Genomic DNA, 16075 nt, shown 5'->3' on the forward strand with positions numbered 1-16075 from the left:
GTCAGACGGGAACAAAGTTTGGAAAATGGCGTTCGTTCAGTCCTTCGAGATTCCTGAAATCCTTGCCAGGAAAGGGTTTCGGGAAGATTGGAACGACCAGTCGACAAGGCGGTCAACTGCCGCATTGTCGAAAAGTTCACGCAAACTGGCGCTGAGCGCAGAACGGGAACAAAGTCTGGAAGATTTCGCGATGCGCCCGTCTTAGCGAGTCCATCGTAACCCCGTCGCTTAGCGGCAAGGGCAAGGACCCGCGTCCCCCTCGCATCGAAAAAGGAAACCACCTCGGCCTGATGCCGGCGGAGTGCGTGCTGTCGCGCAAATGCGTGAGTCCGAAAGCGGGCAAATCTGGGGCCGACGCGGAGGCGCGAATCCGCCTCGCCCAGTCAGCCGAAACAATGTCATCTAGGTGGGGGGCTTCGTCATGCTGGCTTGGATTTTCCCTTTGGATAAAGGGAAGTCAGCAGCGTCTGATACTCGTTCATATCGAAGGAGTCACCCAGCATTGACTTCGCCGGAAGAGCATCCAGTGGAGGTGAAGGAGCGACCGTATTCGCCCGTGTGATCTCGGCAAAATCCTGCGTAGTCTGCTTGTCCTGCTGTGCCCGCACTGAGCGTCGTTTTTGCGAGCCCGTCGTATTGTGAGATTTATCCTTGATGGCCTTCTCGTTCTGCTCATGAATCTCTTCGACGAAATCATTCTCGTTGAGCGGATCGGCATCTTGGCGATCGGCTTCGGCAGCGTCCGCATTCTCAAGCATGCCGTTGGCCTCCAAGCCAAATAGATCCGCGTCCGTCCCGAAGTCGCTCCCCGACTCAACAACAGCCCGCAAGGTTATCCAGGTCTCTCTCTCCCTGTCCTTAAGCCACTCGATTGTCAACCCGTCAGGTGGTACAACAAACGTGATTTCGTCCTTGCCTTCGTCCAGGTATTGGATAAGTTCATGCGCGCCTGCATCGAATTCACCCGACCTGCTTGCACCAATTCCGTAGTGGCACTTCTTATGAAGAACGTGTCCATTGCGGACTGTCTGAGTGAACTTCTGAAGCACCGCCAGACCCATTTGGCGCGCGGTTCTATCGTTCTTGGCCTGCGCACCGACACGCTTCGTTGCCGCATGTCTGTATATAGAGGCCGGTGTCCGTCTGCGGTTGACCACCGCCGCCGTACTACGGCTGCGACTGGTTCTCGTGTTCCAGCGATTGATGCATTCGACGAGCAATCTTTCAAACGCGCGATAGGTCAACCGAATCATTGCCGCTTTGCGTTGAGCCATCCTCCGCAGGGTTCTCCCCCGGATCATCTTCGCCACGGCGTCGGCGCCCTTCGGCAGTGCCTTGTTGATCGCCTCTTCATTTGCGTAAGTGCCCTTGAACTTCTCACTGAGATACAGTCCCCATCGGACCAGCTCGTCGAGCAGTCTCTTGATATGACCGTTGGTGCTTTCAACCTGTCCCTTTTGCTGGGGAGTCCAGGGCAATGTCAGTTCTGCATTGAGCCTCGCTTCATCGAGCGCCCATAGACTAAATCTCATTCCTGGCTTTCGATCCGTCTCCACTTCATCACCATATCCCTGGAAGATGCCCGTGCCGCGATCCGGATCCATACCCAGCGCCAGAAGTCGCTCTCGCTTATCGGAGAAGACGTTCCACAAGCATCGACGGTATGCTTCTCCATTTTCTGGCCATGCGGTAACGTGCCAGCCGACAACTACCATTGGCCTGCCCGACGACGCCAGCACGACTGTTGGCTTCCGCACATCCCGGGAGTTTCCCTCATCGTCTTCGACGACTAGCATATAGTGTGAGGGAATGGTGCCGTCCATCTGGATTTTTTTCAGGATCCCCGCACCCCGAGCGCGTGTTGTTCCTAGACTTCGGGGCCTAGGCGGCTCCGGAGGCAGTCCCATCTCCTGCCGCAAACATTGATCGACCTCTCTGACGAGATCATCAAAGTAGCGTTCAAGGCACCAGTCAACGTAGTAGTTGACCATCTCTCTGGACGGCCGGTTCTTCTTGTCGTCCTTGCTGTCCGACGGCAGAAAGTAGCGCGCCTTGAGCTGGTCGAAGAATTTGGCCTTCGCTTTGAAGTGCGCCCTTCCCGCAAAGGTGTCAATCCCGCAAAAGTCGTCGTCCCAGAACTCCCGCAGGTTCTCCTTCATCAATTCCTGCACCCGCCTTCGCCATTCTGGCGTCATGCCGTCCCGCATTTCCTGAGGCATGCCGTCCAGCTTGCTGGCAGCCTCCTTTACACCGGATCTCCCTGCACCCGGCTCGGCAGGACGCTCGGAGCCCGCCGCACCAGATCGATCCGTCAACGGCATGACGGCAGCCATATCGCCGCCGTAGCGGATGCCTTGCCAGAATGCTCTCGTCAACGTCTTCACGATGACCCCAGCCGTTTTCGCCTGATCGCGCAAGACCTTGCCTCTCCATCGATGATCCGTGTAGAAGTCGTAGGCCGGGAGTCCGGCGATGCGCTGCGGATTGCCGAAGATTTTCCGCATGTACTGCTTGTTCTCCTTCCACGTCCTTTCGTCCCGCGGCGTGAGTATAGGTGGATCCACCCTCTTGTCGCGACGCGCTTCGCCGCGCGTTTTGGCGTCATGCCTTTCTTCGATCTCGCGTTCGTACAGGCGCCGGGCACGCATCCGCGACGTTTCAACGTGGTCATCCACGACCTTGAAATCGGTGCCATCCGAATCCACGATGGTGAGTTCCTTCTTGCCGTCCCCTTCTTTCTGCGCCAGGTCAAAGAGCACCAGTACCTTGCAATCCTCGTCAAAATGAATCATCCGGTAGGGCTTCAGTTTGCCATTCTCATCCCTCCGTTGGATCACCGGGAACGGAGGGCTGCCCGCACGCTGTCTCGCCATCTCAGGCTCCCTTGCCTCGGTGTGGGCGTGAACATCCACTCTGGCTCGATACCGGCAGCAGCGAGGCCTTGTCGCTACCGTAGCGGACTCCCTGCCAATAGATATCCCGAACATCTCTCGCCGAGACGCCATTGGCCCTGGCCATCTCGCGCAATACGGAAGCTCGCCAGGTGGGGGCGGCATAGAAGTCCCACGACGGTCGGCCTCCAATCAGTTCGTGTACACCAAGAATCGACCCGACCAGAGCCGACCTTCTACGCCAACGCTCTATATCCCGCGCCGTATATCCCACGCAGCCGACAGATCTGTACTGCAGCAGTGCGTTTTGACGCATCTTTCGCAGGCCCGGCGTTGCATGAAAATCCTCGACCACGACAAACTTTTCCGCCTCGAACGGTACGACAACGAAGGAACACTTCCTATCGGAGTGAAACGTGCCGACCCGATAGCATGTAGGGCTCTTGCCCGGGATCGACCCAGCGCCGTCATGCCGGGGCCGGATAATCGGAAAGGGGGAAATGCAGCGTTGCGGCGGAAGTTCTTGCCATCCTTGATTCATGGCACACCTCATCTTCTAAGTAGGTGGAACTTCTTGTATGGATCCCAGGAGTAACGTGGATCCGGAACCAGGTGCCCCAGTACAATTGCGCTGAACATGAACATGACGGCATCATCGAGATCGGCATGGCGCAGCGGATCCTCTTGTCCCACCCAATGGCGCTCGCGTTCCGACATTGCGACTTCCGCCGCGATGTCTTCAAGGATCGCACCGAGTTTCTGGACCATGGACCCTTGACGCCTCGACTCGCACCAGCGTGACGCCATGGCACACGCCTGGCTGTCCATGCCGTGGACGTTGAAACCCATCAGGCGCGCATAACACTGCTCCGCGTTTTCATGCTGCAAAGCCGAGAACTGATCTGGCAGCAGCGATTCCACACTGACGCCCATCGCCTGCAGATCGTCAATGTTTCGCTCGTTGAGTGGCGCCGTCGTCGTCATCACATGGAAGTGATAGGTTCCAGGGCGGCTCTTCAACTCGACTGCGGCCAGGCGCTCCAGAATGGCGTGCGGCTTGTTCCCCTTTTCCGCCTTACGATGAGGAAATCGCATGGGGACATAAGTCCGAATGTCTCGTACATATGGACTGGTGAGTACCAGCATGTTGATCGGCTTTGCCTTGCTGCCGTGGTGAATCAGGGACGGACCACCCCGGATGCTCAAGATTCCGCCATGTCGACTGGACCCCGGTTTGGGTAGATTGCGCCTGTCCAGTTTGTACTGCGATCCCGTAGCCTGGCCGAAGCAATCTTCGGCCGGCAACGGCGCACGTGGGCCGCGCACGCAAAGCTTGTCGAAGTCCAGAAAGCGTAGCGGTTTCATGATTGCCCTCGCAGTCTGCGGAAATTGATACCGAGCCGACGCAGCATTTGCAGAACTTCTACGTTCGATGTCTGTGCGAGACGACCCTTTGTCCTGGGCATTCCGGGCAAGAGGCGGTCCGGATGGTGCTTCACAATGATCCAATACAGGCGCCGTGCGTACTCCCATTTGGTCTCGAGGTGCCTCTCGATCGCCGCAGCCATTTTCGGTAGTGAACTTCGGTTCCTGTAATAGGTAACGCGATGCATCACTCCCTCGATCAGGACTTTTACATAGCGTGGAGGGTGAAAAGGGTCCTCCTTGAGCGTCTTCGCCCGTTCCTCGACGCGGTGTGCTGCGTCTGCGTCTGACAGGCCATTGATCCGGGAACCTTCCTCATGTCGCTGCTTTCGGCCACGCCTGCGCGGTGTTTCAGAGCGTTCGGTCCGGCCTTCAAAAGCCTCGATCAACCTCTCTTCGGCGACCGCCGCGGCGTAGGTAATCTCGGCTCCGATGTCACTGATGAGGTGCTGGCGTGTCTTCAGTGTCCCGCGCCTGCGCATGCCCTCCACAAGAGAAAGCACGAGGGCAACGCGGTCTTCATCAGCCTCGGTTGGACGAAGGAACACCGGGATGTCATCCTCCGGTGTGGTCCCCCTTTCGTGACGACTTCGATCCATCTCAGCAATCATGTGTTCGAGCGATCCGAAAAGCGTGCGTACCGCCAGCACATTCAGAAGCGGGGTTGCCGCGAGCGCGTATCCACGTACCGCTGTCAGCAGCACGTCCTGGTCGAATGCTGTCGTATGAACAGCATGAAGATATCTTGAGCCCCCAGATTCCCGCAGTAGATCTCTTGCGTTCCGGGCGTGGTCCCACTGTTGCAATCCTAGCGTCGCGGCGCGCTCGGACATGGCTCGAAGGATCTCGTCAGACGTATAGGTATCAAGTCTGCCGTGCAGGATGGCCTGGACGTCCTCTGTGACGCCGAGAGTGAGTTCCCACAGATCGCCCCAATCCCTGACCTGCCTCTCTCCCCCACAGTGGCACCGCTCATTGGGAATGTCGCCGAACCACTTCTTCCTCTTGTTAGCACCGATTCTTCGACACTCGTCACAGGCGCGCGAGACGGGAGTCTCATGCTTAAGACAAAACTCACCGCCCGGTGCAGCGAACAGTAAATTCCAATGAGGAGGTAGCTTCTTGCGCTCGCCTTCCAGCAGGCACGGTATGCAGACGGCTGGCATTCGGGAATTGACGGAACGCCACGGTGAGACGCCGGGCAGCTTCCAGTTCAGTGCGCCATTTCGGGTGCTGAGGGTTGCCCGGAGCAGCAGCATGGCGAGGCCAGGCGACGCGAATGCGGCGTAGTAACGGAAAACCGTATGCGCGAGCGCGACGGTCAACGCGTCAGGAAGTACGCCGCCGAAGAGTTCAAGCAGACCCTCAAGGTTTCTGGGCAGTAGTGGATGCAACAATGCGTCGTCGATGGCGTCTGCCGACGCGCTGCTGATTCGACGCGGCATGTCAATGATGCGCCCTACGTATCCGCCCCAGGATTCGCCGTGCTGGATCGGCAGAACCAAGCCGACGCTGTCTCCGCCGCGGGTCATGCTGCCCTCCTCGTCGTCGTATTGTGGGAACCAAGCTGCGCACTGACGCGCAAGCGGTATTGATCGTGGGACTCGACGACGGCGGCCAGCGCATTGATCACTTGGCGATTCTGCTGAGCACGGATGAAAGAATGCACGGTCATGCCCAGTTCCAGTCGGATTGCATTCTTGGAGCAAAGCCTGCAGGGCCGCTGCGCCTTGATATCGCGCGCGGCACCGCGCACCGCTGCCGCGACCCTTGCACCTTGCCCGCGGGGCGGCGTACCGTCGCAGCGCTTGCGGTGCGTGCGTACGTACGTCGGCGGACGATGTTCGGCAAGCCATGCCGGGTCGTATCGCCATAGCCACCTGTAGGCGCAGGGCTCCATGGATGCCAGCTTATTCTGCGAAATACCCGGATGCCGCTCGATGTGGGCAAGCCAGTGCGCGCGCGCCTCTGCCGTGAATCGGACGATTTGCGCATCGCGTAACGCAGCACGCAGCCTATGGGAGCGGATGTAGTAGTGGATGTTCGACAGCGCCGTGCGGCAGAGCCGAGCCATTTCTTCGCACGTGCACCCCGCGCGAAGCAGAGTGCTGGAGATTTCCCTGCGCTTGAAGCGTCGGCGGCCATCGAACGGCACCGGCCGGTAGGCGTGCTTCAGACGCCATTGCTTGCCCGAATACTTCCGCGAGCCGGTTCCCTTAAGCGTATTCTTCATACGGTCCTCCACTACGCGATCGCAGATACATGTTCAGCACCGCGAGATACGCGGCATGAACGGCCGACTGGCGCCCGCTGATCCAACCGGTGAGTTGCCGTGCCCTCAACGGGTATTCCATGAGTCGGCGAAGGCGCGCATCGCTCACGCACTCTTGGACGAAGACAGCCAGCGCCGCGCCCAGCTCGCGAACAGCAAAGGTGCCATCGCCACGGCGGTAGCCCTGCTCAGCCAACGCATTGGCAAACCACTGCCGCAACACCGAAGGATCCCGCCCCCAACGCCAGATGTGGGCGCTGCTTTTGGAGAAGGCCACATCGTTTGCCTTGGCCATTGCCACCGATCTCAACGCAGGTGGCGCGCCGCCTGCGGCACGGATACGCAGCGTAACGCCGTGCCGGCTGCACGCTGTCACAAAGGGAAGCTGATGGTCACAGAGCACGCCACGTCTGCCTCTTTGCCGCCACGCATCGCGTTCACAGATCGCGCAGGTGCGCGCGGACATTTTTCGCTGTGCCGTCCACGCCGGTTCGCGGGGATTCGAGAATGCCCCATTGGCAGCGCCATACGTCAGCCGTGCAACAACGGCTTCCTCGGTGCTCAATGACATTCCGTAGCGGAGATAGCCATATGCCGTGTGAAGCCATAGCAGCGTCTCGAGCGTGGATCCGAGCGGCTGCAGCAATGACAGCAGAAGTGAGAGCGGCACGCTCACCGTGCCGCAGGCGAACGGCTGGCTGCCTGCCGCCAGGGAAGACCAGTCCCCCCCTGAGCGAGTCGCCCCCAGGATCGCATCCGCAATGCTTGCCGCCGTCTCTCCGCTCAGCGGCTCGGAAATCTGAGGAACGGTGGTCAGGCGCATTTCCCCCCCGTCCGGACGGGTAGCCAGTCGCGCCAATCGGCCATCTTCTGTTTGTCGATCTCTTTGCGGTGCCATTCGATCAGGGCTGAAAGCGCGCCAACCATGCCGTCCGCGATGACCTCGTCAAGCGCCGCTTGTGCAGCATCTTCGGGGGAGTTTCCCCCCAGATAGACGCGCTCCAGAAAGCTGCGGATCGCCATCTCGATCCACTCGCGCTGGCCCGCCAGGCGTTGCACCATGCTCGCAAAGCCGGCAGGCATCTGCCCGTGGACATCGAGTCGATTCCAGTAGAAGGCAGCAAGCTGTCGTGCGCTAGCGTCATCGATTCTGTAGGGATTAAGCCCGGTCGGGCGGCCTGGAAAGGCCTTATAGAAGCTCGGCCCGGCACAGAGATCCAGCGCACTGGTGCCCCAAAGTACAACACCCACACCGGTATCGCGCAGGAAGCCCATGTAGTCCCAAAGCAGTGGCAGATGGCGCGATATCAGGTGGCTGTTGCCGAAGCCATGAAAGATCACAATCCCGACATTCGCACGCAACAGTTGGCCGAGCACGAAGTAAGGATTGCATTGCAGTGTGCGCTTCTTCTTAAGTTCCAATTCCGCCAGCTCGGTGTATGACGTGGCGCGATCCAGTGCTGCCAGCATCGACAGACCCACCGACCATCTGGATAGGGGCGATAGCAGCTTGACCGGGAGCACGGGCAGGATCGGGATGACCGCGCGCCATTCCCGCGCCAGCCCCTGCTGTTCGCCGACCGACGCGATCACGTCGTACTCGTCGTAGCCCTTGGTCAATTTGTCCAGCACCGAAATCGGCTTGTCGGCGCACATCGACTGCTGTTCACAGAAGGCCGCACTGAAGCGGAAGCCCGAGACCGCAAGGGAGATGGGTGCCTGCGCGATGTCGGCATTGCGCTTCGCGAGTTGCGCGAGGACCGCCAGCTTGCGGCTGATATTCTGTTCGAACTGCACCCAGCCTTTTACGCGGCTTGCGTAGAGACGCCGGCCTGCGGTCCAGATCTGGAACAATGCCGCCGATTCGCCCTGCGTAGGCGGGCATGACGCATCGACGCGGTCCATGGCACGCTCCATGCGCGACAGGGCCTTCGTCACGGCCGGCGCAGGGTCTTCGTCGGCCGTTGCAATCAGCCGCTGGGTCCACTCATCCATGCTAGCCGGCTCGGTCCCAAAGCGGGTCACGAATTGCGCCGGATCACTGAGTTCAGTACGTCTTCGCCCAATTCCGGAGAACAGGCTTATCGCTTCGCTTGCTGCTGCCATGCTTGCGGTCTCCTAATCGTGTATCAGGTGCATGTCTGTACGAAAAGCGCGGCGCGTCTGTCACGGTCAGGCGCAAACAGCCTATGCCTTCCCGCATTCGCCATCCCATCGTGGGCTCGGGCTGCCGCTCGCGCGTATCCACGCTCGGGCGGAGATTCGGCTTGCGCGACTTTCGTGCGGCACGCCTTGCGTACTGAGGGTGTTATGGCGCGCACCGGGGCGATCCCGTCGCGCCGCGGCGCACTACCGTCTGGAACAGACTCGGCGGCCATGGCCTGTTTAGGCCTTGTCACGGCCTGTTCATGACTTAACCGATCGAGACACTTTTCCACGACTGGGAAAAGCTGACGACCAACCTCCATGGAGACGGGCGATTCCAGCATGAACGCCTTGGCCTTGGCCTCGCCCCCGACCAGTGACACCGGCACCGGCTCAATGCGCCGGCAACAGAGCGTTGGCTCCATGAGAATGGGCGCAATGAACGCGTCGAACTCATGTCTGAGCACAAGGCGGCGGCCGCGTTCCGGCGACCTGGATCGCACCTCGTCAGGTGGCGAGGGGGCACGCAGTGCCGAATCGATGGAAATCGATCGCACCGTTGGCGCAGGGGCGGCGACACCGGTGGCCATCAGACGATCCGTCCACTCAGGCAAACTCGCGGGCTCGGTCCCAAATCTGTTCACCAACTCCGCCGGAAAGCTGATGCGAAGACGCGTTTCCTCATTTCCGTGCAGTTCTGTCCTATCTGTTGGAGACATGGTGGTTCTCCCTCTTCGTATCACTTGGTGCAGTGACTCGCTAGCTCGCTGATTGCTTTAACGCGGTGTCTGCGCGGTGTCTGCGCGGTCTCGGTGCGGAAAAGCGTGCCTGTCCAGACTGATCCCTATCCCGTCGGGCAGAGCTGACCAGACGGCCGGCGCGATCCCATCACGCCTCCGCGATTGGCGGCGTTCGGTTCGCGCGGGCGACATGGCGGATGATCGAGCACCCGTACGGCGTGGCAGAATTCCTCGAACGGCTTGGACGATGCGCGACATGACCTGTTTCGGCGACGCGAGCCCTCGTCCTGCCATTTGCCGTAGGCGCACGATGGCCGCCCGCATTCGTAGCGGGTGATCCGGAGGCCGTGCGCCGCACCGTGACGAATGCCGCGCTGGAGAGAGTGCGAGCACTACCATCGCCGCTCCGGTCCGAACAGCAGGTCAAGGGCGGCACAGGTGATCTCATAGAGACCGTCCGGCGTACTGCCGTGCGGTCTGCTGTCGAGTACCCAGGCCGACACGGCCCCCCCAAAAGACACCGTCTGCACACAATAGTCCTTGTCGCCGCCGTGGACCCAGGCAATCTCAACGCGCACGCGGCACCTTGCAGAACTGCGTCCGAGCGGCTTGTGCACGCTGACCGCAAGGCGGGTATCTGCGCCGTCCCTTTGTCCCGCCGTCTGCGTGAGCCCGGGCTGCGCCGCACTACGTCGCTGTCGATCGCGCGCGCGGTTGTCATCCAGGGCAACGCGCGCTCCACGAATGCGCCGACCGCCGGGAATGTCAGGCGAGCCCATGGCACACCATCAAGGGATCGGAATACGCCAACTCGGATGACGGCAGGCAGTCGAGCCAATGGGAGAGGTCAGCGCCTCGCGCGAACGCGTTTCCGCTGGCGTGCAGCCACATCGACAAGGGCACCGCGAATCGCGGGTTCGCCCACTTCACGGCGTCCGCCTTGGGGTCCGCCCTGAGGTCCGCGTCGATCCGGATCGGCGCGATGGGTGCGATCCTGCGCTCTGCCAGCCGCTCGCATCGCGCCAGAGCGCACGCCTCTTCGTCGGCGCGCGGAACGCTGTCATCGCCGAGCATGCCCAGCAACTTGCGCATCACGGCGTTTGCCGACGCCACGCGCGGCATGCGCGCAACGACCAGCCGCGATGGTCCGGAATCCACGTCACCCCGTGCGCGCATCCGCATCCCGGCCGCTTCGCGGCACATGGCCGCAAGTGCGCGACTCAGCCGTCGATCCACTGCCAGGGCTGCCGGCGAGAGGACGACCTGCCTCCGCGCGTCTCCGTCTCCACCGGACATCACCCTGTTTCGTAGCGCGTCCTGAAGCAGCCACGTTGCCGCAGGTGTCCGCCCGATCAGGGCGCGCAGCCTGATCGAAAGTTTGTCGGGGGCCGACAGCCGGTATTCGTGAGCCGGTGCCACCCAAGGCCGACGCCGGTGGTCGTCGAACCATGGGCCGCTGCGTTTGGCGATGTCGGCCAGCTTCGTTGCATAGACAGCGTCGTCCAAAGCGGAAGGCGCGGAAGCGTCTTTCGACTGTGCAGCGTTCGCCATGGCAGTCAGCCTGTCGTTCCGTTCGCGCCACTCCTGTTGCGCGAATCGTAAAAGAGCGCTTGACCTAGGCAAAAACGTGCCCAATACTTCGACAAACGCCTCGAAGTATTCGGGGAGTCGCTAGGCGCAAGAGTTGAATTAGGCGGCCGTGCCCAATTCACAGGAGCGCTCGGAATAATCACCTCTCATGCTTCCCGGCACGAGGTGACTCGTAATATAGAAACTATCAACCCTCGATTCAAGCCCCGCTTCTAGCGGGGTTTTCGTTTTTCGCGCCACTGGCTCTCGCGCGCATACAGAATCATTCTGCAAAAATGCCCGCTCTGGGGGACTACAGTCCGCACGACGCGGATGTGTCGCTTTTTCCACCATCCAAGCCTCTGATTTTTAATGACTTCCTTTCTGTTAAAACCTCATACCTAAATTGATTTAATTCTAATTTTATTTATAAGAATTGGATGTCTTACTCGTATCTAAACCACCGGCTTGCGGACCGTGCCGATTCGAACGCCAGCGCACCATCGATTTCGGCGCCGAAATCGTTCCTCGGCGATTTATAAGGCGCGGGGCCGCCGTCGATTTTGGCGCCGAAATCGATATGCTGCGTTGCAGCAATAACGATAATACGGCACATCGATCACCGCGCATTGTGTTTTCCACTCGGTGCACACCGGGCTCTCGATCCCCGTCAGAACAGGCAAGGGTCAACCGGCGAAGGCCGTGCGGAATCGGCAGGCCAGGGGTGAGGAACCGAGGCCGTTGGCGTTCCCATGGGCTCGCGGTTGCGCCCGCGTTCAACGCGCCTCCCAGAGGCCACGCATCGCCCGTGCGCGGCGCGCATCGGCGACCTTGATGTATTTGGTGGTGGTGGTGAGCGACGCATGCCCCGCGTTCTGCTGGACGACCTCGACGGGCGCACCATGATCCAGCGCGTGAGAGATGTTGGTGTGCCGCAACCAGTGGCTACTGGCTCGCCTCAGTCTTACCGCGCCTTGCGGGTCGGTTGCTGCCAACTGCCCGGCGCAATGCGCGAAGAAGGCTTTGAGCTGCGTGTGAAAGACGTTGCCGGACACGCCGATGGTCGCATCCGCGCCCGGCGCCGCGGACCCCAGCAAGAAAGCACCGGGCGGCGCGCGGCGCGGATCGGCCGGCAGACCGCGCGCGGTCAGATAAGCCCCGAGCTGCTCGATCCAGGCCTCGCTCACCGGCACACGCCGCAGGCGCCCACCCTTGCCTAGCACCGTCAGCCACCAGCCTACCTCGGGCGCTTCCGGCGGCTGCGCGAGGCTGAGCCACTCGAGATCGCCGGCTCTCGCGCCGACCAGTTCGCTGAGTCGAATGCCGGTCTCGTAAAGCAGGCGCAGTGCCACCTGCAGGCGCCGGTTCGCCGGGGTGCGCGGCAGACGGTCCAGCACCTCGCGCACGGTTTGCCATTGCGCGGCTGTCAGTGCCCGGCCGGTGTCGAGTCCCTCGCGCGGGGTGACAGGCGGCCGCACCGCCGGCCAGGGATTGGCCCTTAAGTATCCCTGCTTCACGAGGAAGGCGAACAGATTGTGCAACACGGACATCGCATAGCCGCAGGAACGCGCCGACAACCGGCCTTCGATCGGCCGCCACCCAGCATGCCAGCGCGCCACGGACCTTGGGCCGCACCAGTGCGCGGGCGGATCCAGCAGGAAGTCGCGAAACCTGACGCAATCCTCGACGGCGACCGATGACAATGCGGTTAGGTTCTCGAAAATCGCCCACAGCAGGAAGCGTTCCGCCTCTTTCCGGTAGCTGAGCTGGGTATGGGTGAGTCGCACTTCGCCTGCGTGATCCGATGCGTGCGACGCCATCGGTGCCTTGGCAGCCAGCCATGCCTGAATCGCCTGTAGGTCGTTATCGGCCTCCAGCAGGCAAGCCTCCGGAGGGGCCCGGAAGCGCCCTTCCCGCCCATTCAAGGCTTCCGGCACGACCAGTCTCTCGATCGGTGCGAGGGGTGACACGGCGGCGGCCTGCGCGGGGGCGGGCGTCGCATCAAGGTCACCCGGAGGGCCGTCGGCCGGGCACCGAGCGGGGAGCGCCCCAAGCGTGTCGGCGTGCGCCGCGACGAAGCGCGTGAGTGCCTGTGCCTTGCCGACGCCGATGCCCCGGAGCCCGGCCCACCAATCGGGCGCCGCACGCATGCGCGCATGCAGGGCGCCCAGCGTGGCGATGCCGTTGGCGGCCAATCGCTGGGCCAGGCTGTCGACAAACCACACCTCGCAACCGTCGTTTTGCGAAACGGGCTGCGACAACTGCGCCTCCAGCGTGTGAACCGCCCAGAGCTGGCGCCGCAGCAAGGTACGGCGTCGGCGTTGCGCAGCGAGATCGGTACCGTGGCGCTCGGCGTAGAGCACCTGCTGTTCGGCCTCGCCAAAGCCGTCCAGGCCCTGTTCGGCAACAAAGTCCTCCAGGCTAGGCAAAGTCCCCCGTTCTGGCGGAGTCAAGTCCAGCCGCAGCAAGTGCGCGCGCCCGAAGTTGCCTGCGCGAGCGGCGGCCGCCGTCAACTCACGCCGGATCCAGCCGGTCATGCGATGCACCGCCGGTTCCGTCCCGACATCCCCTTGATCGGAAAGATAGCGCTGCCACATGCTGCGCGCGGGCAAACCTTGCACCACCGCCCGAAAAAAAGCGAAGTGCCCGGCGTGCAGCCTGGGGCGTGTAATGAGGCGGGCGGATACGGCGGTGGTGTCGGACACGGTGCAGATCGCGGAAGGAGCCTGATCTACTGTAGTCGCTGCCCGCGCCGGTCCGCGCTGGGGGCAGACCCCGGGACCGGATGCAAACGGTAGGCAACGCGTTGCACAGAACCGGCCTAGTAACCGGCCATAGAACCGGCACAACGTCGCTAAATTTGTACGCCAACCTATTGTTTTGAAAGTGGCATTCCGGCTTTACCGAACCGGCCAAATAACCGGCACAAACGACCGTGCCGCCGCCGGGAACGACCTCGGGATCGCCCGCACCAGGGAGCGCTCATGGGCCTGCCGGGCTTGCGGCGCCCCTTGCCATGACGCCCGCATCACCCCGGGCGCGGCACGGCGCCGGGGTGCGGAACGCGTCGGCATTTTTTGACCCCAAAATAAGGATAATTATGTTGGGGTGTCACTGGCCGAAAAAGGCGACGCCAAACCCGGTCGGCGGCGAAGAGCGTTTGACTCTCGGCGATCGTCGGCTACCATATCGGCGGCGGCGCGCGAGTTCCCCACTAGCGGCCCATCTCACCGGCCACCCGCACGGCCCCTCCCTCGCGTTGAAGCGCGCACGCTCGCTGGCATTTGGATACCCCTCGGGAGGCTGGCTGTGCAGGTTGCGCCGCGCGTTGAAACCCCTCCTCCTCCGTGATAGCGTGGCATCGCGAAAGAAGTGGGGAGATAAAAATGAAACTGGGGACATTTGGTCTATCTGGGGCCTGCACCGCATGGCTGTTGCTGTCCGGCTGTGCCGCGACGTTGGGTCGCGCACCGTCGCTGGATCTGCCGAATCCGTTCGCAGCCCTCTCCGGCGGAACTGCACCCGATCGGACGGCGCTCACCGCGACCGACCTGCGCCCGACCTGGATAAGCACGCCCGCCTCGACAGGTCCGCCGAGGAACCTGGCAGGGCCGGACATTCCCCTGGGCGCAACGACCCTTCCACCATCTGCGGCCGAGAACCAGGCACCGCCGGGGGCCAAACTGGACGTCACGCCGCTCACCACTTTTGCCGATGGCGACACCTTGCCATCCGCCCTGCCCTTCTCCGGCGCCTATACCCGCATTGTCATCATCGGCCACCTCTGGGAGGCGCCGCCCTCCCAGGATCAAGCAAAGTCGACAGGGCGCGCCGACACGCCCACTCCGATGCCGTATGCGGAACGCAATCGCGCGGCGCGCTATTTCTTTCCCGACAAATATGATGTCAATCTGTCCACCAAGTTCAAGATCGGGGACTACGAAGAAACGGTTCCGCTTGCCACCCTCACTCGGGTGAGCGATCAGAACGGAGAAGTGTGGCTACGGGACCTGACCTACAACCGCAGCAGCTTCCCCTGGTTCCTGGTCCGAGATCGCACTGTGCCCAATGTCCTAGTCGAGTTCAATGGCAGCCGAGATTACGAAAGCGGGATCGCCGGCGCCGCACTACAGGTGGCACTGACTGGCATTCGGATGGTGGCGCCGGAGGCTGGGGTGATTACCACGTTGAGTGCCAACGCCACCAAGGACAAGGCTAATGCCATCGATCGTGTCCTGGGCCGACTGTTCTCCAACAAGTTGAGTGAACGACATCTCAGCGATCGTGATCTCAATAAGTGGAAGCCGGACGGTGGCATCGCAGTGGGACTTAACCTGCCGATCAAGGACGGCGATTGGAATGGCACGCTGCGTTCGGTCGGCACCTGGACCATCAATTTCGAAGCGCCTCGGCCATCGATCTTTAGCGACTGGTATCTCTGCACAACCCCTGCCCAAGGGCAGCGCTGCAAGCCAAACTTTTCTGCCGCGGCCAACGAGGTGTACCGGGAAAAAGACGCCGCGACCATCCTCGCGTATCCATTGATTAAGACATCCTCCGGTTCCCTGTCGATCAAGGACCATCTGATGCAGCAAAGCTGGTTCAACAACGCTCGCACCTCCATGGGAGGAAAGGCCGAGGCGGATGCGTTCACAGCCAATCAATTCTGCGCTGACCTGGTGGATCACTCGGTAAAGCTGGGGCTCAACGCGAGCGACGCCAACTTGATGGTCTGGGCAGTGATTGCCGGCATTCCAGCACCGCGCGCCATGGCGACCAAGGCGTGGGACGCCCAAAAATGCAAGGCAGCCATCAGCGCAGTGACCGCACTGTAATCATGCCACGGAGGGGAAGCGCCCAGAAGGCTAGAGGATGCGAGACCGCTCGCTCCTCGATCTCACCAACAATGAGACGGCCATCGCGGATGACCGGTTGTCTGTGCAAGATGTGTCGCCGGCTCTCGCCGAGGAGTCACCGCACGCTGCCGCGCGACGGATCTGAGCGAATACAAGGCGAAGAAAACAATGACCGTT

General features: G+C 61.5%; 9 protein-coding genes. 1 reads left to right on the top strand and 8 read right to left on the bottom strand.

Annotation, left to right across the window (positions count from 1 at the left end):
• Positions 1-419 precede the first annotated feature (419 nt).
• From A9975_RS16775 to A9975_RS16810, 8 genes are all read right to left on the bottom strand, one after another.
• The gene (locus A9975_RS16775; protein WP_183033818.1) at positions 420-2873 is read right to left on the bottom strand and encodes a hypothetical protein; all 2454 of its coding nucleotides are present in this window, start codon (positions 2871-2873) and stop codon (positions 420-422) included.
• A gap of 567 nt (positions 2874-3440) precedes the next feature.
• The gene (locus A9975_RS16780) at positions 3441-4256 is read right to left on the bottom strand and encodes a hypothetical protein (protein ID WP_183033819.1); all 816 of its coding nucleotides are present in this window, start codon (positions 4254-4256) and stop codon (positions 3441-3443) included.
• Positions 4253-5848, bottom strand: coding sequence for a hypothetical protein (locus A9975_RS16785; protein ID WP_183033820.1), 1596 nt, complete (start codon positions 5846-5848; stop codon positions 4253-4255). Before A9975_RS16785 ends, A9975_RS16780 begins: the two co-directional genes overlap by 4 nt.
• Positions 5845-6549 (bottom strand): TnsD family Tn7-like transposition protein, encoded by a 705-nt coding sequence (locus A9975_RS16790; RefSeq protein WP_183033821.1) that lies wholly within the window; start codon positions 6547-6549, stop codon positions 5845-5847. Before A9975_RS16790 ends, A9975_RS16785 begins: the two co-directional genes overlap by 4 nt.
• Positions 6533-7411 carry a hypothetical protein gene (locus A9975_RS16795; protein ID WP_183033822.1) on the bottom strand — a complete coding sequence of 293 codons (879 nt, stop codon included), beginning with the start codon at positions 7409-7411 and terminating at the stop codon, positions 6533-6535. The genes A9975_RS16790 and A9975_RS16795 overlap by 17 nt, the downstream gene beginning before the upstream one ends.
• Positions 7402-8694: a hypothetical protein gene (locus A9975_RS16800; RefSeq protein WP_183033823.1), complete on the bottom strand. Its 1293-nt coding sequence runs from the start codon at positions 8692-8694 to the stop codon at positions 7402-7404. Before A9975_RS16800 ends, A9975_RS16795 begins: the two co-directional genes overlap by 10 nt.
• 1544 nt (positions 8695-10238) lie before the next feature.
• On the bottom strand, positions 10239-11024 hold the full coding sequence (locus tag A9975_RS16805; protein ID WP_183033824.1) for a hypothetical protein: 786 nt from the start codon (positions 11022-11024) through the stop codon (positions 10239-10241).
• 794 nt (positions 11025-11818) lie between these two features.
• On the bottom strand, positions 11819-13747 hold the full coding sequence (locus A9975_RS16810; RefSeq protein WP_370564801.1) for a tyrosine-type recombinase/integrase: 1929 nt from the start codon (positions 13745-13747) through the stop codon (positions 11819-11821).
• A 681-nt stretch (positions 13748-14428) separates the two neighbouring features.
• Between A9975_RS16810 and A9975_RS16815 the strand changes: the two genes are divergently transcribed.
• Positions 14429-15877, top strand: a complete 1449-nt coding sequence (locus A9975_RS16815) for a hypothetical protein (protein ID WP_174428728.1) — start codon at positions 14429-14431, stop codon at positions 15875-15877.
• The last annotated feature ends 198 nt before the right edge of the window (positions 15878-16075 follow it).

The sequence above is a fragment of the Cupriavidus sp. UME77 genome, from assembly GCF_014170355.1.
Taxonomy (GTDB): domain Bacteria; phylum Pseudomonadota; class Gammaproteobacteria; order Burkholderiales; family Burkholderiaceae; genus Cupriavidus; species Cupriavidus basilensis.